This is a genomic window from Staphylococcus sp. McC-251-APC-3A2 (assembly GCF_009695665.1).
Classification (GTDB): domain Bacteria; phylum Bacillota; class Bacilli; order Staphylococcales; family Staphylococcaceae; genus Staphylococcus; species Staphylococcus cohnii.
Genome location: NZ_VUNO01000004.1, coordinates 105,014 through 129,618, shown reverse-complemented (window position 1 = coordinate 129,618; position 24,605 = coordinate 105,014). Strand labels below are relative to the sequence as shown.

The 24,605-nt window shown below is 32.9% G+C and carries 21 protein-coding genes and 2 pseudogenes; 7 read left to right on the top strand and 16 right to left on the bottom strand.

Features of this window, described 5'->3' with window-relative positions:
- Positions 1–11: 11 nt before the first annotated feature.
- From FYJ81_RS09690 to FYJ81_RS09650, 9 genes and pseudogenes are all read right to left on the bottom strand, one after another.
- On the bottom strand, positions 12–896 hold the full coding sequence (locus FYJ81_RS09690; protein ID WP_107385196.1) for a mechanosensitive ion channel family protein: 885 nt from the start codon (positions 894–896) through the stop codon (positions 12–14).
- 401 nt (positions 897–1,297) lie between these two features.
- Positions 1,298–1,666: a DUF2294 domain-containing protein gene (locus FYJ81_RS09685; RefSeq protein WP_107384209.1), complete on the bottom strand. Its 369-nt coding sequence runs from the start codon at positions 1,664–1,666 to the stop codon at positions 1,298–1,300.
- 181 nt (positions 1,667–1,847) lie between these two features.
- On the bottom strand, positions 1,848–4,460 hold the full coding sequence (locus FYJ81_RS09680; RefSeq protein WP_154409603.1) for a DUF2309 domain-containing protein: 2,613 nt from the start codon (positions 4,458–4,460) through the stop codon (positions 1,848–1,850).
- Positions 4,461–5,990: an NADH dehydrogenase subunit 5 gene (locus tag FYJ81_RS09675; protein WP_107384206.1), complete on the bottom strand. Its 1,530-nt coding sequence runs from the start codon at positions 5,988–5,990 to the stop codon at positions 4,461–4,463.
- 417 nt (positions 5,991–6,407) lie between these two features.
- Positions 6,408–7,034, bottom strand: coding sequence for an ABC-2 transporter permease (locus FYJ81_RS09670; RefSeq protein ID WP_107384205.1), 627 nt, complete (start codon positions 7,032–7,034; stop codon positions 6,408–6,410).
- Positions 7,031–7,875: pseudogene (locus FYJ81_RS09665) on the bottom strand (ABC transporter ATP-binding protein). Before FYJ81_RS09665 ends, FYJ81_RS09670 begins: the two are co-directional and overlap by 4 nt.
- A gap of 392 nt (positions 7,876–8,267) precedes the next feature.
- Positions 8,268–9,443 (bottom strand): ABC transporter permease, encoded by a 1,176-nt coding sequence (locus tag FYJ81_RS09660; protein ID WP_107384203.1) that lies wholly within the window; start codon positions 9,441–9,443, stop codon positions 8,268–8,270.
- On the bottom strand, positions 9,440–10,120 hold the full coding sequence (locus FYJ81_RS09655; protein ID WP_107384202.1) for an ABC transporter ATP-binding protein: 681 nt from the start codon (positions 10,118–10,120) through the stop codon (positions 9,440–9,442). Before FYJ81_RS09655 ends, FYJ81_RS09660 begins: the two co-directional genes overlap by 4 nt.
- Positions 10,117–11,145, bottom strand: coding sequence for an efflux RND transporter periplasmic adaptor subunit (locus FYJ81_RS09650; RefSeq protein WP_107384201.1), 1,029 nt, complete (start codon positions 11,143–11,145; stop codon positions 10,117–10,119). Before FYJ81_RS09650 ends, FYJ81_RS09655 begins: the two co-directional genes overlap by 4 nt.
- Before the next feature lie 256 nt (positions 11,146–11,401).
- Here FYJ81_RS09650 and FYJ81_RS09645 point away from each other — a divergent pair, with 256 nt between their 5' ends.
- Positions 11,402–12,013, top strand: coding sequence for a YIP1 family protein (locus tag FYJ81_RS09645; protein WP_107384200.1), 612 nt, complete (start codon positions 11,402–11,404; stop codon positions 12,011–12,013).
- A 140-nt stretch (positions 12,014–12,153) separates the two neighbouring features.
- On the opposite strand, the gene mbcS is transcribed toward FYJ81_RS09645, so the two are convergent.
- Positions 12,154–13,731 carry an acyl-CoA synthetase MbcS gene (mbcS, locus tag FYJ81_RS09640; protein ID WP_107385866.1) on the bottom strand — a complete coding sequence of 526 codons (1,578 nt, stop codon included), beginning with the start codon at positions 13,729–13,731 and terminating at the stop codon, positions 12,154–12,156.
- Positions 13,732–14,008: 277 nt separating this feature from the next.
- Between mbcS and FYJ81_RS09635 the strand changes: the two genes are divergently transcribed.
- Positions 14,009–14,908, top strand: coding sequence for a DUF5996 family protein (locus tag FYJ81_RS09635; RefSeq protein WP_107384198.1), 900 nt, complete (start codon positions 14,009–14,011; stop codon positions 14,906–14,908).
- A 266-nt stretch (positions 14,909–15,174) separates the two neighbouring features.
- The gene (locus tag FYJ81_RS09630; protein WP_107384197.1) at positions 15,175–16,578 is read left to right on the top strand and encodes an MDR family MFS transporter; all 1,404 of its coding nucleotides are present in this window, start codon (positions 15,175–15,177) and stop codon (positions 16,576–16,578) included.
- A gap of 236 nt (positions 16,579–16,814) precedes the next feature.
- Here the strand turns inward: FYJ81_RS09630 and FYJ81_RS09625 are convergent, their stop codons facing one another.
- From FYJ81_RS09625 to FYJ81_RS09605, 5 genes and pseudogenes are all read right to left on the bottom strand, one after another.
- Positions 16,815–17,132, bottom strand: a complete 318-nt coding sequence (locus tag FYJ81_RS09625) for a general stress protein (RefSeq protein WP_107384196.1) — start codon at positions 17,130–17,132, stop codon at positions 16,815–16,817.
- Between the two features lie 57 nt (positions 17,133–17,189).
- A complete protein-coding gene (locus tag FYJ81_RS09620; RefSeq protein WP_154409602.1) occupies positions 17,190–17,588 on the bottom strand; it encodes a hypothetical protein in 399 nt (132 codons plus the stop codon).
- A gap of 206 nt (positions 17,589–17,794) precedes the next feature.
- A complete protein-coding gene (locus tag FYJ81_RS09615; RefSeq protein ID WP_107385863.1) occupies positions 17,795–18,262 on the bottom strand; it encodes a nucleoside deaminase in 468 nt (155 codons plus the stop codon).
- A 72-nt stretch (positions 18,263–18,334) separates the two neighbouring features.
- Entirely contained in the window at positions 18,335–18,919 is a 585-nt protein-coding gene (locus tag FYJ81_RS09610; RefSeq protein WP_107384193.1) for a phosphatase PAP2 family protein, read from the bottom strand.
- A pseudogene (locus FYJ81_RS09605) lies at positions 18,916–19,639 on the bottom strand (FtsW/RodA/SpoVE family cell cycle protein). The gene FYJ81_RS09610 and the pseudogene FYJ81_RS09605 overlap by 4 nt, the downstream one beginning before the upstream one ends.
- 321 nt (positions 19,640–19,960) lie before the next feature.
- Between FYJ81_RS09605 and FYJ81_RS09600 the strand changes: the two are divergent.
- Positions 19,961–20,569, top strand: coding sequence for a class I SAM-dependent methyltransferase (locus FYJ81_RS09600; RefSeq protein WP_107384192.1), 609 nt, complete (start codon positions 19,961–19,963; stop codon positions 20,567–20,569).
- A gap of 176 nt (positions 20,570–20,745) precedes the next feature.
- On the opposite strand, the gene FYJ81_RS09595 is transcribed toward FYJ81_RS09600, so the two are convergent.
- The gene (locus tag FYJ81_RS09595; protein ID WP_046207113.1) at positions 20,746–20,877 is read right to left on the bottom strand and encodes a beta-class phenol-soluble modulin; all 132 of its coding nucleotides are present in this window, start codon (positions 20,875–20,877) and stop codon (positions 20,746–20,748) included.
- A gap of 384 nt (positions 20,878–21,261) precedes the next feature.
- Between FYJ81_RS09595 and solA the strand changes: the two genes are divergently transcribed.
- The 3 genes from solA (at position 21,262) to FYJ81_RS09580 (ending at position 24,537) form a co-directional block, all read left to right on the top strand.
- Positions 21,262–22,446, top strand: a complete 1,185-nt coding sequence (gene solA, locus FYJ81_RS09590; protein WP_107384191.1) for an N-methyl-L-tryptophan oxidase — start codon at positions 21,262–21,264, stop codon at positions 22,444–22,446.
- A 2-nt stretch (positions 22,447–22,448) separates the two neighbouring features.
- On the top strand, positions 22,449–23,582 hold the full coding sequence (locus FYJ81_RS09585; protein ID WP_107384190.1) for a M20 family metallopeptidase: 1,134 nt from the start codon (positions 22,449–22,451) through the stop codon (positions 23,580–23,582).
- A gap of 94 nt (positions 23,583–23,676) precedes the next feature.
- Positions 23,677–24,537: a LysR family transcriptional regulator gene (locus tag FYJ81_RS09580; protein WP_107385859.1), complete on the top strand. Its 861-nt coding sequence runs from the start codon at positions 23,677–23,679 to the stop codon at positions 24,535–24,537.
- The last annotated feature ends 68 nt before the right edge of the window (positions 24,538–24,605 follow it).

The following is a 24,605-nucleotide window of genomic DNA, read 5'->3' as shown; positions in this document are numbered from 1 at the left end:
CCTCCGAATATTTAAGCATTATTTTGTCGATTAGGATCATATTGTAACATCATCGGCTTAGGTGTTTTAATATCTTTTTGCTTAAACAATTTAAATATTTCTTTTCTTAAAATACGCGCTCCGGAAGCACCTTCGCCCGGAATTGTTTCAGCAGATACACTCAATACAATTTCATCTCGACTGATTGAATTGATACCAATAACTTGCGGTGTAGAGATAAACAAATAATAATTTGTTTGTATAGATTGAAAATGGTCTGTTAAGACATTTTCTACTTGATCAATATCTTCCTCTACTGAAACTGGGATTTCGACAATTGCTTCACCATTAGTCACTGAATAATTTGTAATCTCACCCATACTGCCATTTGGTAATGTCGTTAATTCACCTGTAATGGTATTTATTTTTGTTGATCTTAAACCGATGACTTTAACTGTACCTTCTGCAACAGTTGTACCACCATTATTTATTTTAACATAATCTCCTACATCAAATTGATTTTCGAATATAATGAAGAAACCAGTGATAATATCTTTAACAACTGTTTGTGCACCAAAACCAACAGCTAAACCAACAACCCCAGCACTTGCAATAATACCTTCAACACTAATACCAAACTTGCTTAAAATGGTTGTTAACACTACAAACCATACCACATACGCTACGATATTTTGAACTAATGATATTAATGTTGCTGAACGTTTTTTATTCGCTTTTTTACCTTTATTTTGTATTTTGAAAAATTGTTCTATTCCTTTATTAATAAAACGCAATACTATCCACGCTACTATGATATATATCACAATCATAATAAGATTGGAAATTAGCGTTTGATATGTTTCTGGTTTAGTTAAAGGTTCTATTAAGGAATACATGATACTTTTGATTTGATCCAATAATATTTCCTCCCTTAGTCAAAGACTCTTCTCATTCTATTATAATTATTTAAACTGTTAAACACATCCAACTTCCGACTAAATTTGTCTAACGAATAAACGTATCATTTTGGGTATATATCTACTTTCATTTACATAGAAAGCATGCTACAGCTTGTATGATTATAATCAGAAATTCCCATATTATCATTACCCACTTTATACTATCAATTTTTAATTATAGTTTATATAATTTTTACGTTTAATTAAATTTAAATTATGTAATTTAAAAAAGACAAAAGAAAAAGAACCATAATTTAAAATTATGATTCTCTAATACTCAGTAAGTAATATTACTACAAACATCCCATGAAATAAAGCATTTCCTCAGTTTTTAGTTATCACTTTCATCAATAATTTCTTTATTCTGCTATTTTTTGCTCAAGATTATTGTAAAGTTTAAATATCATGACACGTTCACCTGTTTTAGAACTTAAATCCGTGTGAAATCCTTTGACTGCTTCACCAGTAACTGAAAAAACAATATCATCAAGTGCTTCTATACCGGATTCTACAAGTTTAGATCTAGTACGTTTAATTGTTAATAATCCTTCATGTGTCTCACAAACTTTATATTCAGCTTGTGTCAACACACCTTGTAAACTAACAATAATCATATCACGCAAAATATCAGTTTTTACAGACAGTGAGCCACGACCAAGAAAGTCTTTTTCCCATTGTGTAATTGCTTTACTGATTTCAGACTCATAGGTACCTTTAGTTGTTTTCATGTCGAATGCATCTCCCATAGAATCAAAATTAATTGTCGTATTATTTAATAATGCTAACATTATCATTTTTATATATTTTTCTCCATAGTTATGCGCAATTACCTAGAAAATAATTTGATAAATCATATAAAAATCATTTGCTTATTCTGTCCATTAACAAATCGGAACAGCGCTTTTTAAGTTAATCAACTGACCAGTGTTGCCAATTACCAAATTCATCAATACTTGCCAATTTAACCCATCCATTGTGTACCTTTTGATAAAAATCATGATGTTCATTTAATAGCTGTTTAATATAATCATTTGGCGCGTGCACGACAATGAGTAGTCTAATAGGAGAATGATACATTTTATTGTCTGCCGACATTACAGATTGCCAAGGTAGACCCGTCAACAAATCACTCGCATTACCTTGCATAACACCTATACCTGCCGTAATTGTCTGTGTTGTTTTACTACCGCTACCATAATAATGCGGTGCGACAGTTGAGGCATAATACTGTAAATTAATCCATTGAGCCACGGTAGCTGGGCCACTAATGATATTCGCTAAGAGGCTGCCATCACTATCTTGTTCCCAATCATAATTGTGTAAAAATGCTCGCCCTTTTAAGTCGCTGTTTTTTGTTAAATCACGTGGCCCTATAATAAACGAAGCGTTTCTCGCTAAGCCCCATTCTGGTCTAATCTCACTCCAATCGTTTGATAAACGATGTACTTCTTTAATTGGGTCTTGTTTTAAGATGTGATTATCTGGTAATGCTTTCAATCGTTGTGCATTTGCTCGATAAGTAATATCAGACATTGCAGTTTGAATTTGATTCAAAGCATTTTGCGCAGATTTTGACATAGTTGGTAAGTATATCCAATTTAATTCATCGGTAGATGTTTGGTGCTCTGCTGCCGCAAAGACAGTGTCTTCTGGAATGACAATACCTCTCTCATTTAACGCTGTTCTAACTTCAGCTAAGTTACAAAGCTGTGCTAATACCTTCGCGTTAAATCCGCTCGCTGCGCCACCACACGCACCACAGTCAAGTGAAGAAGCATATGGATTGTTCACACTTTGACTGCCATGCCCACACAATACGATTAATGGCGCAAAATCTAAAGTTAATCCCATTAAGCGCAATGATTGTTGCGCATAATCTACTTTTTCTTCATTTGTAAAACCCACTGGTATACCCTCTTCATGAATATTACGATGATCTAAGGATAACGCTGTGTCATTTGGTTTTTGTAACCAACTATCATAAAACTTTCGTATCAATTGTCCTATTGGTCTCGGTGCGAAACTTCGTGAAAACATTTGAAGTGTTAACCAAGGGCCACTTAATTCTGGCAATAGTAGACTCGGCAAAGCATTTTGTTTCATTTTTTTAAATGTATACGTAATCGATTTTAGTATATGTTGATGCTGACGAAAAGTTGTAGGTTCTTGCTCATGTGTGTATTCTTTAATTTTATGTTGCGGGAGGTTCATCACAGGTAAAGACGGATGACTATGTGATTGACCCAACGCTTCTTTGACAATTGGTAAACCAAAAAATCCTGCAATACCGATTGTTTCAAATGCACCAGCCGCTTCTATTTGACGTCGAAAAGGTTCCGAGCGTACGTCTATACAAAATGCCATTTGTACTTGCGGCTTTTGTCTTTCTTGCTCATTATCTTTATGTGTGTGTGTGGTTACAGTACCTTCCAATTGATGCTCGTATGTTGCTTCCCAAGCCGTTAATAAAATTTGTCTACGACCTTGTTTTTCAAATTGTAATGCAAAATTTATATAAGCGTTTTTTTCAAGTTTAGATAGTTGTTGCCATTGTTCTGTCGTAAACATACCAATAGACATCCAATGCTCTGCAAATTCATCGCGTTCATATGCTATTGGATTCTCTGCTGAATTCACAGGTAAATATGGTTCAACAATGGCCCATTCTATACCCAGACGAATAGCTAAATAAGACAATAACATTTGGTCAGCATTAGACGCTTGTTCATCTTGCCATAGCATCATACCAGCCCATCCAGGTAATGATAGCAAATGATTTTCCAAATATGTTTGATACTGTGCCTCAGCAATACCCAGCTTTTGTAAAACCATATGAATGAGCGATTCAGCTTGATTTGGCAATGTTTTCAAGCGTGAACGTTGTTGCTTGGTCAATGCTGGATCATGTTGTACCAAACGTTGCCATGCAAAGAATAAACCCTTTTCTCTATTAGGCATCGTCCATCCAGATTGCGCATCATCTAAATATAATTTGCACCATTTAATAACGTGATAATCTACAACATCTATCAACCGTCTATCATTTTTATCCGTAATATATGTACTTACTAATGGCACAGTATTAGTTTCATCGTCTAAATTTATTTTTTCATTATGTTGATTGACTTGTCTTTTATTTTCAGAATGACGCGTTACACCTACTATATTAGACAAATCTAACATCGCTCTAGCATAACTTTCAGCAAACTGTCTATCTATCGAGATCACCGATTGATTTAACCATTTTTGTAATTTAAATTCAATCATATCTTTATCAATTTCGTCACGCTGATATGCTTGTTCAAACATATACATTGTAGGATAGATATCTACGTCACGGACATTTGCTAACCATTGTGCCACATCTTTAAATTCATATTGCTCCAAATTTGACCAAGGGTTTCTTGCGGCAAACACAGAAATAGGCGATAAAGGAACGATAACCCTACTCGCTTTAGAAATTATTTGATCGATATCATCTTTGTGCTGATTTTGGTTTGTCATTTCTTTATGCTTTCCCATTTAGTGCCCTCCTTTTGACAAATAAGATTTTAAATAATTAGGATGACGTTCAACCGTTTCAACCTTTGCATCTCCTAAACGAACAATCCACATATACAGAATTGAAAATACGACAGAAGACCGGTGACGTGCTACCCAGGTACTAATCAAACTACCCAACAATAAAATGATTGCTACGGCAATAACGATAAAAGTAGGTGGTTGTACGCTGTGAATTGTCAGAGTATGTAAAGCATCTGAAAAATAATGATGCACCACAAAATAAACTGCACCTACAACGATGAGTATCGTCATACCTATAACACGGCCAAAATTGCCTTCACCAAAAGCTACTAACTGTGTCCATGAGACAGATAAGGACCACGCTAAGATAAGACCGCTCACTAGACGATAACTTTCTTCTGGTGCACTCAACCAAAAGCCTAACCCAATCAGGAACGCTAAAATACGGCCACTGACTATCCATACATATGACATTCTTTCATTTGCACGACTCGGTACACTAAAATGACGCACTGCTGATCCAGAGCGTAAAAATAAAGTCGCTTTGAATAAACCATGTAAAATCAAGTGAATGATTGCAGGAATATATGCACCTAATGCACACTGAATTAACATAAAGCCCATTTGGCCTATCGTAGAACCCACCAATAATCTTTTATAATCCACATGGACTAAACTAATGCCTGCACCTAGTAATACTGAGACACTTGCAAAAATTAATAAAATTACAGATGCAATGTCGCCACTAAAAATGCCTGAAAACCTGGTTAACATAATACCACCAGCATTAACGATACCAGCATGCATAATCGCAGAAACTGGTGTAGGTGCTGCTACAGATTCGATTAACCAACGTTGAAAGGGCCATTGTGCCGCTGGAATCATAACAGCTAGTACAATGAGTAAATTAATACCAAATTGTGCCAAACCGTTAAGCATGGATAGATGTGCTTCATTTAAAGCTACAGAATAATGCCATTCACCGGTAGATAATCCAATCCACAAAACAGCACTTAATAACGCAACCCAACTTAACATGAATAACCTACCTGTTACCTTCGCTGCTTCACGTGTAACTTTCCAGGCGCTTGTTAAACTAATCAAAATCGTAAGTCCTAATAATGTACATCCCCAACTGATCACCATAATTCTCATATCCGCAGTTAACCAAGCAAATGATGCGAAGGTAGTCGTAAAAGTAAATAAAGTGAAGTATTTTTTATAGCTTTTATCACCAGCTAAATAACGAATACAGTAACGTTGGATGATCACACCAATAACGAGGACAAAACCAACCATGGGCCAAGATAATACGTCAGACCGCCATATACCTATCTCTATATTTTTCTGTGACAATATAAGACCTAAGTTAGCCACAATTGCCGGTAATGCTACAAAATAAATATGTATTCGTGCATATTTAGGCGATATTTTTTTTATTAAGAAAAAGAGACTACTTAAAATTGAAATAATTAGAGTTAGAAATAATAATGTTATAAAAATATGCGCGTCAATCACGATTATCACCTTACCTTCTGTACTACGACATTTAAATTTATAATAGTAATAAAACACTTAATTTAAAATTATATTTTCCACGAAAAAAGCCGACAATTAATAATAAATCGATACTGACTTATTATCATTGTCGGCTTCATTACAACGCACATATGATGAGTGTTTTGCTTTGCTACCTATTATATATTCATTTATTTTAAAATATGCTAATTTTATATTTTTTTACGTTAAGACGTACAATTTCTTATTTCCACTACTATTTATTCACTTTTTCAATTTGCCAATACACACTGATTAACAACTTGCTAAAGCTTTAATTATATAGAAAAACATAGAAAAGTATGCCTAAATTTTAAACTTTTAATATTAATAAGATATAACGATTATTCGTGTTTGTCAAGATAGACAGTAGTTAAGCTTTGTTCATTATAACTCTTTATACTTAAATGCTTGTTTAGAAGCAATAAATGAAAGCACCATAACGATTAAGCCAATCAATGCAAAAATACCACCATACCACAGGTTTTTACTAATTTCTTCTATAAGATTACCTGTTCCTGATAATATGGCCATACCTACAAAATAATAAACAAAGAACAAAATGACTACGATAATAGATACAATCATAAATATGACATTTGATTTTTCCGCACCCATTTTAAAAGTAAATGGGAAAATAAGCGAATACAACGCGATAAATCCTGTACCAAGCAACGCTGAATTCACTCCACTAACAATACTACCTGCAACAATTGCATTAATCACAAGTGACACCACCATCCCTGTTAGTGCCAATAAGCTATAAAATGCAAAATGACTACTCACATAAGTGTTTCTGCTATAGGGTAATGTAGAAACAAAATACATCCACTTTGAGTCTTTTTCATTTTTTAAATTATCTGTAGCTGGTGAAACTAAAAATATCATAGGCATGAAACTAGCCATTATTGGATTTGTAAAGGAGAAAAACAAACAAATTGGAATACTTAACAATAAATATATATAAATTGATTTTTGATTTGTAAAATAATAACTCAGTAAGTAACCCTTCATGCTAATTCTCCTCTCATTAATATTTTTGTGGCATCATCAATATTTTTTAATGGCTGTGCTAACTCTATATCTTTATTTTGGTTTACAAGTGCTTTCCCTGTTCCTTTATGTATGCGATAAGCAACAACATTACTGTGATTAACATCAAATTCCCCTTCTTCAAACGAAACAATGCCATAATCATTTAGTAATGTATCTTTATGCTCTTGTAATAAAATACGCCCATTTTTCATAAATACTAATTTATCTGCAAGCGTCTCAATATCCTCCGAAATATGTGATGAAATTAAAATACCGTTACCTTCATCAACAAAATCTTCAAGTATTTCTAATACTTCTTCACGTCCCGAAACATCCATCCCTGCCGTAGCTTCGTCTAAGATTAAAAGTTTACTATCATGAGACAGAGCAATAGATATTGAAATTTTCATACTCATACCACGGGAAAAAGTTTTAATTTGACGTTCTTTCGGTAATTCAAAATTCTCCAACATTTCAAAAAAATGTTGTTCATCCCATGTGCGATAAATATTAGAAAACACTTTACTAATTTGTTTTGCGTTAAGTTTATTAGGCAGTCGAAGATCATCAAATACAACGCCTAGGTGTTCTTTATACGCATAGTCATCGCGAGAAATCTGTGTATCAAAAACCGAATGTCCCCAGCATCTGCAAAGCGATTTCCCACTAATGTATTAATCAACGTAGATTTACCAGAACCGTTTTTTCCAATAAGTCCTACCACTGTATTGGGTTCAATTGTTAGATTAATTTGATTTAAATTAAAATCTGAATCAACGTAAGTTTTGTTTAAATTTTGTACATTGAGCAAATACTCCATGATAACCCCCTATATTTCATTTTTTGATAAAATCTTAACCTTTTACATTAAATCACTTTCTAAATTAACATAATACACCTCGTAATAATACACAATACATTTTTCAAAAATATTTATTTTTATTATTTTTAATTAAATGTATATCTAAATACTTAATAACTAAAAGCCATTAACTGTTAATTGTATTTAAAATGACTACATCATTCCACCCAACAAAGATAATTAGAGTTCAATGGGATAAAAGGCTGAGACAATTCTTTTGTCCCAGCCTGTTGCATGTCATATTTATACATGAGCTATAATGTTTACGCTTTTCTAGCCAACTTGAATAGCATGAAATGACGAAACTATTTTATATAAGATAATGTCTCTTTTTACATCTTTTTAAAATATTACTTAATAATATCAATGAGTTCTTTCTTAGCTGCTGAACGTGCTGGAATCCAACCAAATACGATACCAATTAATGTAGAAACACCTACAGCAATGAGTACTGAGCTTAGACTAACCGCACTCTTAATATAGTCTGGTGTTACTGCATCTACCAGGCTTGCGACAAGTATACCTATGATTAGACCAATGATACCGCCAATTACACATAGTACAACACTTTCTACCAAGAACTGGATTTCAATATCGCGCGCTTTCGCACCAAATGCACGACGAATTGCAATTTCTTCTGTACGCTCTGTTACTGAAATATACATCACATTCATAACACCGATTCCGGCGATAAATAATGAAATACCTGCAACAGCAGCCACAAAGTAAGTAATGCCATCAAATACTTTATTAATATTTTTCATAAATTCTTCCATATCTGTGTAACTATAGTTACCATCGCCTGCGCCTGAACCTTTTTTATTCAATTCTTTAGCGACTTTGTCTGCGACTTCTTTCTTGTCAGCACCATCTGCTAATGATAATTGGAGTGATGGAAAATCTTGCGTTAATTGTCCCATATATCTATCAAATGTATTTGCAGGCATATTAACAGCTGATGGGTTCATAGCGTCGTTTGCTATGCCTACAACTTCAAATCCTTGATCATCAATATATAATGTTTTACCTATCGCATCATTATTGAATACATCTTTGGCAATTTTGTCATCGACTGTAACGACTTTTTTGTTCAGTTCATTATCGTCTTCATTAAAGCCTTTGCCTTTTTCTGGGCTAGTCATTTCTTTTTTCTTTAAAATGCTGACGTCGCCTTTTTTCTGGGCATTCGTCATTTTTGCAGAATAACCTTGATCGTCACTTTCTTTGATTTTTGCATCTGTAACACCATTTACTTGTTTAGCAATATCCAAATCTTGCTGGCTAAAAGGATTATCTTTCGCACCTTCACCACTACTCGTCATATAATTAACCGTAGCAGAATCTTTGCCTGCACCTGTATCTTCAAATTGTTCTGATGCCGTTTGTTTAAACCCATTACCTAGAGACATAATCGTAATGACTGCAGCAATACCAATGATGATACCAATCATAGTAAAAATATTACGACGCTTATTCTTTAAAATGGATTTGAATGAAATGGCGATGATATTTGATAAATTCTTCATTCAACCACCTCTTCTCTTTGGACACGACCATCTAGTATATGAATAATGCGATCTGCTTTATCTGCTACTTTGCGATCATGTGTTACGAGAATCATCGTTGTGCGATGTTCTTTATTTAATTTCATAAATAAATTAATAATATCTTCAGACGTTTTAGAATCAAGTGCCCCTGTAGGTTCGTCAGCAATGATAAATTTCGGGTTATTGATGATAGCACGTGCAATGGCTACACGCTGTTGTTGCCCTCCTGATAATTTATTAGGTACTAAATTTTCTTTATCATATAGCCCAACATCATGTAATGTATTGATTACTTTTTCTTTACGTGCTTGTGACCCTAATCCTGCATAAACTAACGGAATGCTCACATTTTCCAATATCGTATTGTTTTGAATTAATTTGAAGTTCTGGAAAACGAATCCTACTGTTTTATTTCTAATTTCTGCCAGTTCATTATCCGAACTTTTTTTATAATTCTCTTTATTAAACAAATAAGCACCTTCATAGCCTCTGTCAATAAACCCTAATATGTTAATGAGTGTACTTTTACCAGAACCCGAAGGCCCCATAATTGCTATGAATTCTCCTTCTTTAATGTTGATATTGATGTCTTTTAAAATGTGATTTTCTTCATCGCCGTTTTTGAAATGTCTATTGATATCTACAAGTTCTATCATGATGACACCTCAACTTTGTCTCCATCATTCATAGATTTTTTAGGGTTTTTAATTAATTTGTCACCTTTTTTCAGACCCTCTTTTACAAAAATTTCACCGTTTACTTTATCAATTTTAATATCACGTTTTTCAACTTTATTGTCTTTACCTAATACAAAAACATTATTATCTTTAGTTAATACTGATTTTGGTAATTTAATGGCATCTAATGGCACTTCAACTTCCATGGAATAACCTGCACGTACAGGGATATCAATATCACTAATTACGATTGTATATTTCGATGAATCTGAGTCACTTCCACTGCTTGGGTCAGAAACTGGATTAGAAGCTTGAGCACCGCCGTCTTCCTCACTACCTGAACCAGCTGCTGCTCCGCCTCCAGATTTACTTAAACTCTCTTCGTAACTTTTTGGCAACTCTGAAATTTTCTTGATTTCGCCTTTACCTTTTTTACCAGTACTTGTTACTTTAACGTCTACTTTGTCGCCTTCTTTAATCTTCCCTAAATCAAATTCAGTTACAGTTGCTTTAATTTGTGGTTCATCTGCAACAAGTTGTAAAATAGGCTCTCCGTCAGAAACGTTTTCTTTATTTTGAATATCAATTTTACCGTCAAAAGCAGCGTAAATACTATCGTTCATTTGACGATCATATTGGTTAAGTTGTTGTTGTGCTTCCGCTCTCTCATTTTCATCTTTTGCATTGTCCACTTTATCAACTAATTGTTGGCGTTTATTATTATTAATTTCATAATTGATGAGTGGGTCACCTTGTTTAACTGATTGACCATCATCAACTTGAGTACTTACATACGTTCCCAATTGACTGTTGTTATTATATGTTTTAACTGATTTAGGTGAAGCTTTACCTTCTAAATTGAGTGGACTTTCTTTCTCCACTTTATATGTATCATAACCATCCTTTTTGTCTGAGCTACTATTTGCTTGCTTTAAAATTAATGCAATTGCAATTAATACGATAACGACAATAACACCGATAATCCACATCCACTTTTTCTTCAATGCTAAAACACTCCTTTAAATTATTATTCATTTTAGATACTATCATAATCACACAACAAAAAATATAATGCATAACATTATTTTATATACAATATTTTTCAGTGAATATATACCTAACAATATTGTAATATTGGCAATAGTAATCAAAAAGATTTTATTTTTTTAATTTTATTTAAAGTTTTTCTTAAAAGTGTTTTAAAATATTGTAGGTAATGTTATGCTTTGGAAAATAATATATATAGGGGGCAAGGGATTCATGGAAAATTCTAACTTACCATTCGCACAACATTTTTCAAAATTACGTGAACAACCTAAATGGGGACTCAAACTAATCATTGCAATCGTAGTCATTGCACTCTCAACTGCAGTAGGTGCTATGTCAATTGATTACAATGAAATTTATCAAGATGCAGGTGCAAGTGCTCAAGATATGGGCAATATGCAAATGATTGGTTTAATTGGTGGCATCGTCGCTGGTTTAATTGGTGGTATATTTGGTATTGGTATTACATTTTTAATCTTTTTAGTTATTTCTAAGATAATGAAATCTGATGCAACTGCAAAACCTATCTTTTCTGCAACATTAAGTTTTACTATAATTACTGGCATCGTAGGTTTAATTATTTTATTAATTCAATGGATTGCTGGTTTATCGCCTACAGATTATAATATTGCAAGCTTAAATGTCTTTGATAAAGGCAACCAAATGTTAGGCACACTTAACTTACAAACACTCATCAGCGCATATGTATTTGGCATCATGCTCTTTGCAACGAATCGCTTGTCTAAAAAAGCTTCAATTATTTGGGCAATTGTATACATCGTTGTATCAATTGGATTTGCCTTAATCGGAGCAAGTTTCCAATAATAAATATATTTACTAAAAACATGGAACGGTAGCGTTCCATGTTTTTATTTTGATATAACATTACTCACACACAAAACAAGCGCCCATCATACTGACAATAATAATGATGGGCGCTTTCTTTCTAATGAATCAACATTGATTTATAAATATTTTTCTTTTTCCGCTTCTCTTAATTCAATGCGTCTAATCTTACCTGAATTTGTTTTAGGTAAATCTTCTACAAATTCAATCGCTCTTGGATATTTATAAGGTGCTACGTCTTGTTTAACAAAATTTTGTAATTCTTTAACAATAGTTTCATCACCTGTAACATCATCTTGCAAGATGACAAACGCTTTGACGATATTCCCTCTAATTTCATGTGGACTCGCTACGACTGCACATTCTTTTACATATGGGTGTTTCGTCAGTGAATCTTCTACTTCAAATGGTCCTATGGTATAGCCAGAACTTATGATGATATCATCTCTTCTACCTTCAAACCAAAAGTAACCATCTTCATCCATTTTTGCTAAATCTCCAGTAATAAAGTATTCTCCAACTTGTGGGTCCGCAGTACGTGCTTCATCTTTATAATAGCCTTTAAATAATGCAGGTAAGTCTAACGGCACTGCAATATTCCCTACTTCATTGGGTTGTGCAGGATTACCATCTTCATCGATTACTGTAACATAACTACCTGGAATAGCTTTACCCATTGACCCAGGACGTCCTTTTGTATCCTTTAAGAAACCGATTAACAACGTACTCTCTGTCTGACCATAGCCATCTCTAACAGTTAAGTTAAAGTTTTGTTGGAATTTATTAACAACTTCTTTATTTAATGGTTCTCCAGCAGATACAGCACTATGTAAATGTGACAAATTATATTTTGTTAAATCAGGAGATTTTGCCATTAAACGATATTCTGTTGGTGTACAGCAAAGCACATTGATTTGATACGTTTCTAATAATTCAAGATATTTCTCAGCATTAAATTTACCATTATAAACAAATGCCGTTGCGCCTGAACCCATAATTGATAAAAATGGACTCCATACCCATTTTTGCCAGCCCGGTGCTGCTGTTGCCCATACGATATCATCTTCAGTTATACTTAACCAATGCTTGGGAGCCATCTGTAAATGCGCATATCCCCAACCATGAGAGTGGACAACTGCTTTTGGATTGCCTGTTGTGCCTGAAGTATACGATAATAAAGCGATATCTTCTCTTGAAGTTGCTTCTGTATCAAGCTCATCTGAGGCATCAGTTTGCGCGTCTTCAACGTTAATCCAATTATCTTCCTTGCTGCCAACTATAAATTTAAGTAATGAGTCATATTCTTTAACACCTTTGAACTCTTCGATGCTATCACCTGTGGCTACAACTGCCTTAATTTCACCATGTGTTATACGATATTGTAAGTCTTTAGTACGCAACATTTCAGAACTAGGCACAATAATAATACCTAATTTCCATGCGGCTAAATATATTTCATATGTCTCAATCGCACGTGGCATCATGATTAATAACTTATCACCTTTTTTTAGGCCATATTTTAAAAACATATGACCAACTTTGTTTGCATTTTTTATCAATTGGTTATACGTTATATCCCGTTTTTCACCAGTTTGATCATTAAAAATAATCGCTTTTTTTGACGGATTATTTGCATATTTTTCAATTTCGCTAACGATGTTATATGTTTCTGGAGCAATTAAATCTGCTTTATTCATTGGTTACTCTCCTTATTTCGGTGATTAATTTTACAATATACAGAACAATATCAAGTTGTATTTTGATTATTCAGAAAATAGCACTGCGTTCACATTCGTTTTTGTTATGAACTACATATTAACACATACTTGATTAGTTCATATATTCATATCATTTTTTCATTATAACAAATGATACTTTAATATACTTGGTACAAGCATTTTTATATTGTGTTTTATCTTTAGTATCCGTGGAATAAAATTTATAGTAAATAATATATGAGGTGGTATTCATAATATGAATTTCAAGGATTGGGAAAATGAAAAAGATACGCTACATTTATTATCACAGATTCTAGGTAAATATAAATTAGAAGCAAGTCATCAAGAACCTCAATGGTCACACGTGACGCTAAATATAGATGTCCAAGGCTTTTCAACTGGTATGTTAAGCTATGGAACACATACATTTGCATTAAACGTTAACCTGATGCAACACCATATTGAAATCGTCATTGACCAACATGTACATGATATTGCCTTAAAAAATGGAAGAACTATACAATATTATTATAATGAAATTGAAAAACTGTTAAATCAATCAGATATTCATTTAAAAGTTAACACTTTGCCACAAGAAGTACCAAATCCGATACCGTTTGAAAATGACGTAGAACATCATCATTACGATGATAAAATTGCATCAGAGGCATTAGCATTGATGAAATTTGCTTACCATGCTGAGGCAAATTTCATTAATGGCTTAAGAGTAAGAAAATCTAAACCTGGCCTATTTTGGGGAACATTTGATATTTCTTGTATTATCGTCAAAGATAAATCAGCACCATTTGAAAATGATAGCATGGTCATTGAACGTGCGGCTTTTGATGAAGAAATGATTGAATTTGGCTTTTGGTTTGGTGATGACCAGTTTGAAGGTCCGACTTTCTTTGTTTTACCGTATCCTTTTGCAGATCAACCTTTTGATACTGACCATCAATTTCCTAAAGATTGCTATTTTGATCAACAATTAATGGAATATCTAATCGAATATAAACAACATCATGATATCGATACAATAACTCAATTTTTCAAAGCGTCTTATTTAAAATTCGCGGATTTTCTAAATTGGGATAACGTCGATTATGCTTTTTCTCCTCTAAAAATGAGACCAAACCATTTAAATAATACACCTTAATTTAAAATCTATGAATTCAGCTACTTTTAATTAAATCGAGGGTATGAGACACCTATCATGTCTCACCCTCATTTATATTTTCATACAACTTTTTGATGCATAACAAAACTAAATTGCTATATACCCAACATAAGAAATCCCTTTCATGACAATATTCCAAACTTCTCACAGATAAATTTTAAAAAATAAGTTCAACTTTTAGATTTACAACGTTTCAAGTGCTATAATATTTAGATGTGTAATTTGTTAAGAAAGAAGTGAGTACATTGACAGAAACTGGAAATTTCCATGTTGAAAAGAGAATACCTCTGTTTATCGTTCTATTATCAGGGGCTTTTATAACTATTTTAAACCAAACTTTACTTGGAACAGCATTACCACCAATAATGAAAGATCTCCAAGTGTCAGAAAGTACAGTACAATGGTTACAATCTATATTTATGTTAGTAAACGGGATTATGATTCCTGTAACTGCATTTTTAATTGAACGCTTTACATCGAGGCAGTTATTCTTAACTGCAATGAGTATTTTTGCAGTAGGTACGTTGCTTTGTGCAGTCGGTATTGATTTTTCAATGCTATTAATCGGACGTGTCTTACAAGCAGCAGGCGCAGGTATAATGATGCCGTTAATGCAAACAATACTATTTTTAACTTTCCCTAAAGAAAAACGCGGTACTGCAATGGGTCTGTTTGGACTTGTTATCGCATTTGCTCCAGCTATCGGACCTACTTTATCAGGTATATTAGTCGAACACCTATCATGGAGAAGTGTCTTCTATGTTGTATTCCCTATCGCGATTATTATCATTATTGCTTCTATATTCCTATTGAAGAACGTTACAGAAACAACACATCCAAAATTAGATATTGCTTCAGTTATCTTATCTACATTAGGATTTGGTGGCTTACTATATAGTTTCAGTTCTGTTGGTGAAGCAGGTTGGACTAGCGTACAATTTATTGCACCGCTTGTTGTTGGTATCGTTTCACTCGTTATATTTATCCGTCGTCAATTAAACTTAAAAGAACCTATGCTTGAGTTTAGAGTATTTAGTTACGGTATTTATACGTTAGGTACGGTACTAAGTATGTTTGTATTTGGTGTACTTATTGCAACAAATATTATCTTGCCACTTTATATGCAAAACATGCTACAATACTCAGCCTTAAAATCTGGTTTAGTCTTATTACCAGGTGCAATTATTATGGGTATGATGAACCCAATAACTGGTTATTTATTCGATAAATTCGGTGGTAAATGGCTCGCTCGAATTGGCTTATTCGTACTAGTCGTTTCGACATTACCATTTACAATGTTAACAGAGCATACAACATTTACGTATCTCGCTACTTCTAATGCATTGAGAATGGTTTCAATCGCCATGGTTATGATGCCTATGACGACATTAGCAATTAACCAACTGCCAAATGATTTAATCGCACATGGTACTGCCATGAACAATACATTTAGACAAATGGCAGGTGCTATTGGTACTGCAGTCTTTATTACTATAATGTCAGTTTCAGCAATACCTCAAGACGGTATTACTGGTATAATTCATGGTGTTAACGTAACGTTTATCATTGCTACAGTTATCTCAGCAATTGGATTACTATTATCATTTAGACTTTCAGACGACAGTAAACCAAAACGTCGCACCTTATAAACACGTATAAATAACAATACAATGTCTAGAACATCAATATTGTTGATTAAAAAAACGTCAATTTCTATATAATATAGAAATTGACGTTTTTTGTTTACGCTTAAGCGCATCATTGTTCAAAGCATTTATATCAACTTTATCTTCATTCAACTCAATGTTCAGAGCATTCAAAACATGAACTACATAGGCATTTTGTTTACTTAAAATCCTGAAGCGATATAGTTCATCTAAATATTTTACAATAACCCTCTAACTCTTACATCAGTGACGATTAAATAAACTTTGCCGTCATCCATATCACTTTTAAAAGTAGCGATTTCACTTTCATCTACACCTAAATCAATCAACTTTCTTTTCAAAGCTTCTCTCTCAGAATCATTTTCTTTTTTAATATCTATACCTAAAATATTCGTATCTTCTACAATTTTTTCTGTTCGAGATTTATCTAAGGATAATACGTAAATGTCCTGATTACCTATACCTTTATCTTGTAATGCAGTAACATCCACTTCTAACTCACTATCATTCTTATAAGCTTTAACTACTGGTTTCATAAGAAAGTCCTCCTCTTAAAATATCCGTCATCATTTTTCATGGATACACATTAACCATTACGCTTTAGACTGAATCATTAAATGATCGAAGCGTTCCTTTGTCATATAAAAATACGTATTTTCTAAAATTTTATCAAATAAGTCTTCTCTTTCATCGTCTTCAGCTAAGCTAAAGTTAGTTTCAACATCTTCCTGATCTGCTTCGTCGACAAAAATAACCTGTTCACTTTTTACATCTATCGTCTTACGATTATAAATGAGCTCTAAATGATTATGTTTACGGTGAATTCCTTCAATGTTGTCAATTTTATATGCGCTCTGAATAAAATCTATCACTCGCTTCTCTCTATAACGTTTATGCTTTTGAGCTTTAAAATCTTTAGCAAAACTTTGTTTCACTAGTAAATAAATAATAATGATTACAGCTAGAATTAAAAGAAAAATTAACGTACTCATCTAATTGTCCCCCTTATCAAAAACACCTTAGTTGTGTTATTACGATATTATGCATAATTTTCCCATTCTGTATATTCTTAAACATGACAAATGCTTTTATCACAACCATCAAAGCTTTTCAATTTATAAGCATTTAAAGACAAAAAATGCTAAAAAACATAAAACCCCTCAGCAGTTTGGCTACTGGAGGGGTTTCATACTTCCACTTATTGTTGATGATAACGAATTTGCAATTTTTTAATTTTAGATGACACTGCTTCAAAAGGTCCTTCAACATGAGCATCTCTAATTACACTTTCAATAGGTAAATTTTTAAAAGGGGCAGGCGCAACATTGATGGCTTCCAACCATTGACTCAATTGTTTTGAGGAACTCGCATATACAATTTTATCTAAACCAACGAGTGCGTGTGCAGTTGCGCACATTGGACAATGTTCTCCGGAAGTAAAAACAATAGTATGCTTTCTTTCGTCAGGAGTAAGATGGGTCGCTGCCCATTTTGCGATAGCAATTTCTGGGTGTTCAGTCGCATCACCACTACTGATTCTATTATAATCTTCAAATAAAACATTACCCTCAATATCCACTAAAAGTGAGCCAAAAGGTTCATTCCCATAATTTAATGCTTCCTCAGCAAGTTCGACTGTCCTGTTTAAATATTTTTCATAATTCAATCAAATGACTCCCTTCATCATTCCATGTATGAATCAATAAATAATTTATAGATTAGCATTTAGCTTAACAAATCATTCGATTTTATCTAGTTTTTCGCTTGCATGATTATTGTAATTAAGTGATTGAATCATAACTGAAATCACTAATAAACTTCCCATAGTATCAGTAAAATAATGCGCGCCCACATAAATACGGGATACTATAATTGAAGCCACTAAAATAATGGCTATACAATATAATGTTTTATTCCTTTTTATTAATAAAATTAGGCTCACTAATATACATACACTTAAAACATGCATGCTGGGAAAACTATATCCGTCAAAATGTTCGGATGGTCTCGACCGTTGAATGACATATTTCATAAAAGTACCTATTAAAAATACTGAAAAGCACCAAAAGCCATACCACAAAAACTTAAATTTATGATAGAAAAACAAAACAGCCAAAACACATAATGTTAAAATCAAACAAATTTTAGGGTCAAAAATAGTTGAAACAAAATATAGATATTGTTTTATAACATCTATATTTAAATATGTATGTAACATGTTATAGATCCCTTGATCTATAGGTTTTGCTATACCTATTGCAATACCAATCAAAATAGCAATAAGCAAAATAACTGGTAGTGTAATTTTTAAAATACGGGTCATTTTAAAGTTTCCTTTCTGTCGTTGTTAATTCTTCTAGCCACTGCTAAAAGTGCGCCAAAAGCTATACTGATACTCAACATAGAAGAACCACCATAACTCAACAAGGGCAAAGTCACACCAGTTAATGGAACAATACTAGATACACCAGCTAAATTAATGAAAACTTGCATAAATATGTAACTGACTACACCAACACAAATCAATTTATAAAATTGATTGTTCGTTTTATTCGCATAAATAAGTCCTTTTATTAAGATATAACCATAAATTATGAGCGTAAATAGCACACCTAGTAGCCCCAATTCTTCTGAAATAACGGTAAATATAAAATCAGTGTGCGGTTCTGGTAAATAACCTAACTTTGCTAGACCATTTCCTAAACCTTTACCAGTCAGGCCACCATTACCAATCGAGGTTAACGCGCTCGTTAACTGATAACCATCAATTTTTGTACATGCGTGTTTTTAAAAAGTTTATATTTATGCATAATGCAATAAATATAATCACTAAAATACCCACAATCAAAAAGATAAATTGTTTTTTCATAAAATAATTACTTTCAATTGGAACGCCACCAGTTAATGCACCCTTAGATGCTGATACCATACTCGCACTATATATCATGATGACACCTAAAACACCTAATATAATAAAACTAATTAGCATCCCGTAATCTAGACCTTTTAACCGCCGCCTAATTACTCTCATATTTTTCTTCATCTCTGCACCTCGTTATAAACGTCCACCACCTAGTAAACCAAATATAACAGCCATACTCAATCAGACTTTAGGCTTACCTAATTTAATATACTATTAGTATATTATGTAATTTTATTTAAATATTTTATCCATACATAAATTGAACAAATATACTTTTTTAAAATAACCATTGATTATCTATAATTTTAAATATTACAAGACAACTTGACGTCATTTAATTGAAAAAAATTTGCCTACTATGCTAAAATCAATTAAAGACTTTACAAATCTATAATAACTCTAAAAATACAAAAAGAAAATCTATTCTAAAGGATGATGAGCTTGAATCAATCTCAATTTAATCAAATAGCACAAAATTATGATAATGACGAAAGAATTAAGTTAGCTAAAACAATCTCTTCCGAATTAAATTTACTGTTTAAAAAAACTACGTATGATTCGTTATTAGATTACGGTGGTGGCACTGGGCTTGTCGCATTCGATATCGCACATCATTTCAATCACATTACTATTTTAGATGCATCACCTAAAATGGCTGAAATATGTAATGCCAAAATTAAATCATTAAATAAAACAAACATTAAAGCCATTGAAGGCGATTTACTAGATCCAAACAAAACAAAACTTCACCAATCATATGACGTGATATTACTCTCACTTGTACTACTTCATAGCGGAAATTACATGGCGTTACTGCAACAATTAGCTACTCAATTAAATCGTAATGGCATACTAATCATAGTAGACTTCGATAAAAATGAAAATGTTAATCACCCGAATATATATAATGGATTCGAACAAAAAGATATCCACAAAGCATTACGTAAAATAGGACTTTCAAATATAAATAGCCATACTTTTTATCAAGGCAAAAATATATTTATGAACAAAGATGCCAGTCTATTTTTAGCATCTGGGCAGTTAACCTAATCTCTCTGAAATGTATGATTATACAAAATATAATGTATATTATTTGTATAGTTATTCAAAAACAAAAGTTACTTTTTTAAATAACTTAACAACAAAAAAACTACTGTTTTCTAACACTTTACGTGTGAAACAGTAGCTTTTTTGATTAAGTATATGTTTATTTAAAAACATGTTTATTAACCAAAGAATCCAGCGATGAAGTCTGCACCTTTAGCTACTACATCTGCAATGCTAGTTCCCATATTTACCCAGTCGTGATCTAAACCTGATTTTACTGCATTTGAAATTGCTTCTACGATACCTGACATAATGTAAGCACTCCTTTAAATTGATTTAATTAGTTATTTGAAAATTACGCGAAAGTGTCAACTAAAGTTTTGATTAATTTAATGATACCACCGATAATATCTGCAATCATCATGTCAATACACCCCTTTACTTGTTTGTGTAATTACATTGTATGCTAATTAATAATTTAAATGTTAAATTTTTCTCAATTCGTATAGTTAAGTTCCTAACTGTCTTAAATTAATAAAAAAAGTACAGTTAGGCAAAATACATACGTATATCGATATCACTTTTAGAGATATCAACCATCTCATTTTGTAATTTTACACTAAGACTAGTTGCTATTAGACTTGAAATAAATACTTGGCAAATATTAAATTTGTTTCAACTAAGGAGAGATGGAAATGAGAAAACATTACGATGTCATCGTTGTCGGTGCCGGTTCTATGGGTATGTCAGCTGGATACTATTTGGCAAAAAGTGGATGGGATACTTTAATGATAGATGCTTTTGACCCACCACATGAAAATGGTAGTCATAGTGGTGACACAAGATTAATAAGGCATGCTTGTGGAGAAGGTTTAGCGTATGTACCTATTGCTTTGAGAGCACAAGAACTTTGGAATGAACTTCAAAAACAAACAAATGAACGGATATTTTTAAATACTGGTGTCATTACTTTTGGCCCAAGCGATTCATTGTTTGTACAAACCGCAATCAATGGCGCTCAACAATATAATCTAAATACTGAAACTTTATCAGCTAAACAAATTAACGACACTTGGCCAGGTATTACAATACCTGATGACCAAATTGGTTGTTATGAACCTGAGGCCGGAGTGCTATTTTCTCAAAACTGTATCCGCGCATTTAAACGACTTGCTTTAAATCATGGTGCTGAATTAAAAACCAATGCGCCAGTCATGAATATTGATATTTTTAATGACTCAGTCGAAGTTCAAACCAATTCCGAAACATTCACCGCAAATAAATTAATTATCACTGGTGGTGCTTGGAATAAAAAAATTTTAGATGATTTAGATTTAAAACTTCAACTCCAACCTTCTAGACAAACGATTGCGTGGTTTGATTCCAACGATATTTTGTATAAGTCAGATGGGTTTCCGGGCTTTTTTGCCGACGTCCCAAGTGGTGTATATTATGGATTCCCTTCTATTGATGGCACTGGTTTAAAAATTGGACGTTACGATAATGGAGACCCTATCAACCCAACTTATTACAATAAATCATTTGGGTCTTATGAAAAAGACGAAAACGATATTAGTGGTTTTTTGAACCAATACATGCAACAAGCGAACGGAAATATTAATGTTGGTAAAACGTGTATGTTTACAAATACATTAGACGAGCACTTTGTGATAGACAAACATCCCGAACATCAACATATTGTCGTTGCTGCTGGTTTTTCAGGACATGGCTATAAATTTTCAAGTGCAGTCGGAGAAATATTATATGAATTAACCACTAAAGGTAAATCCAAACAGGATATATCACTGTTTAAAATAACACGTCCAAGTTTACAACCTGAAAATAAAGACAAAGTTTTTAATAAAGCTAGGGGGGGTTGAACATGACACAATCAAATTTAGAATTCTTACAATCTCTCATCAATGTTGATAGCACCAACCCACCTGCTAATGAAAATAACGTTGTAAAACTTTTTAAACAACGGTGTGCGTCTCGAAACATTCCTTTTAACATTACAAATTTAAGTGATAATAGAAGCAATTTTTCAGTAACTTTAAAATCCAAGCAGCCAAACGCTAGCAAACTCATATTATCCGGCCATACCGACACTGTAAAGATAGGTGCACAAAAATGGGATTATGACCCATTTAAAGGTGATATTGATCATGGAAAATTATATGGAAGAGGAACAACAGATATGAAAAGTGGCTTAGCCGCTTTATATCTCGCATTAGAATCTTTAATTGAGGAAAACTGTGAATTAAAGAAAGATATCGAATTTTTAGCCACTGCAGGAGAGGAAGTAGATTCAATAGGTGCGGAACATTACGTCAAAAACACAAATATGGATAATGTCGCTGCTATCATTATAGCTGAACCCACAACTGAGAAAGTTGCAATTGGACATAAGGGCGCATTATGGATAGAAGTCACTTTGACTGGAAAAACTGCACACGGCGCGATGCCAGAACAAGGTATTAATGCAGTTGAAGGCATAAACAAAGTCATTCAATTGATAAATGATTTAAAAGAAGAATGGTCAGAAGAAACTGCAGCATTAGGTAAAAGTAGTATCTCTGCAAATATGGTCAATGGTGGTATTCAAACGAACGTGATACCTGATGAATGTGTATTAAATGTTGATATACGAACAGTTACACCGAATATTCATGACAAGCTGTATAAGCAATTTAATCAACGTTTAAAACAGATATTTTCTGATAGGAACGCTCCAAAAGTAAGCACAAAAGTATTGCTTGATCGCGCTACGATTCTAACTGATGAGGACACTGAAATTATTCAAAAAGCCTTAGATACTTCTAAAGAAAATAATATTACTGGAATGGCTTATTACACCGATGGCTCTGTGCTAAACCCTAATAGCAACATTCCTACATTAATTTATGGACCTGGAATAGAAACATTAGCACATCAACCCAACGAATATGTAGAAATAGAAGCATTTGAACGATCTATAGACTTCTTCAAAACTTTAATTAAAAAATATGCAACATAATAAGACTGCCGTCATAGCGACGGCAGTGCTTTTTTTCAGCATAAAAGAAATGGTTTCATGTATAATAGCCTCAAACGAAAAGTCGGGTGATATTATGGAAATCAAAGATTTTAAAATTTTTCAAAGTGTTAGTCAACATCAAAGTATTAGTAAGGCTGCTAAATCACTTAATTATGTGCAATCACATGTTACATTTCGCATAAAACAGTTAGAGCAAGAACTCAACACACAACTTTTTTTACGTCATAATAAAGGTACGACCTTGACGACAGATGGTGAAAAATTCCAAACGTATGTTGAAAAAATTTTAGCTACATTAAATGAAATAGAACGTGATTTTGACAAACAAGCATCATCTAACGGTAAAATTGATATCGGGATTGTCGAAACGATTACTAAATTACCTATGCTATTATCAATGTTTCGGAAAAAATCGCCACAAATTTCTCTATCATTACATACTGATGTTACTGCCAATATTTCTAAAAAAATAGTCAATCAAAACTTGGATTGTGGATTTGTCACAGGCTTCAAACATCATCATAATATAAATAAAGTAGAGTTATTTAAAGAAAAACTTGTGTTAATATCCAGTACAGAAATGACGCAATTAGAAGATATAACATCCGCTGTATTTTTGGTGTTTAAAAATGGATGTAATTATAGAAGAAATCTTGAAGCCTGGTTAAAATCCGAAAATATTAAAAAGCCATTACTTGTAGAATTTGGTACGATGGAAACAATTATTGGTAGTGTTAAATCTGGTATCGGTATCAGTTTAGTTCCAAAATCATCCGTACAAAATGACTTAGAAAACGGGTCATTGTATAGTTATCAATTGCCTGATAACTATAGTAATATCTCAACGGATTTTATTTGGAATAAAAATTATCATTTAAGCCCTGCTATGACTCATTTTATTCAAACTATCAAATCTGTTGCGCTTGAATACTAAAAATAAACAGTAGTGTATATTTTTAGTATTATAAAATGTTAATGATTAACGCTTCATATTGTGTAAAG

Coding starts and splice junctions, on each gene's coding strand:
- FYJ81_RS09685 (WP_107384209.1), bottom strand. CDS start 1,666: ATGAAAACAACTAAAGGTACCTATGAGTCTGAAATCAGTAAAGCAATT.
- FYJ81_RS09680 (WP_154409603.1), bottom strand. CDS start 4,460: ATGGGAAAGCATAAAGAAATGACAAACCAAAATCAGCACAAAGATGAT.
- FYJ81_RS09670 (WP_107384205.1), bottom strand. CDS start 7,034: ATGAAGGGTTACTTACTGAGTTATTATTTTACAAATCAAAAATCAATT.
- FYJ81_RS09660 (WP_107384203.1), bottom strand. CDS start 9,443: ATGAAGAATTTATCAAATATCATCGCCATTTCATTCAAATCCATTTTA.
- FYJ81_RS09655 (WP_107384202.1), bottom strand. CDS start 10,120: ATGATAGAACTTGTAGATATCAATAGACATTTCAAAAACGGCGATGAA.
- FYJ81_RS09645 (WP_107384200.1), top strand. CDS start 11,402: ATGGAAAATTCTAACTTACCATTCGCACAACATTTTTCAAAATTACGT.
- mbcS (WP_107385866.1), bottom strand. CDS start 13,731: ATGAATAAAGCAGATTTAATTGCTCCAGAAACATATAACATCGTTAGC.
- FYJ81_RS09635 (WP_107384198.1), top strand. CDS start 14,009: ATGAATTTCAAGGATTGGGAAAATGAAAAAGATACGCTACATTTATTA.
- FYJ81_RS09625 (WP_107384196.1), bottom strand. CDS start 17,132: ATGAAACCAGTAGTTAAAGCTTATAAGAATGATAGTGAGTTAGAAGTG.
- FYJ81_RS09620 (WP_154409602.1), bottom strand. CDS start 17,588: ATGAGTACGTTAATTTTTCTTTTAATTCTAGCTGTAATCATTATTATT.
- FYJ81_RS09610 (WP_107384193.1), bottom strand. CDS start 18,919: ATGACCCGTATTTTAAAAATTACACTACCAGTTATTTTGCTTATTGCT.
- FYJ81_RS09595 (WP_046207113.1), bottom strand. CDS start 20,877: ATGTCAGGTATCGTAGAAGCAATTTCAAATGCAGTAAAATCAGGTTTA.
- solA (WP_107384191.1), top strand. CDS start 21,262: ATGAGAAAACATTACGATGTCATCGTTGTCGGTGCCGGTTCTATGGGT.
- FYJ81_RS09585 (WP_107384190.1), top strand. CDS start 22,449: ATGACACAATCAAATTTAGAATTCTTACAATCTCTCATCAATGTTGAT.
- FYJ81_RS09580 (WP_107385859.1), top strand. CDS start 23,677: ATGGAAATCAAAGATTTTAAAATTTTTCAAAGTGTTAGTCAACATCAA.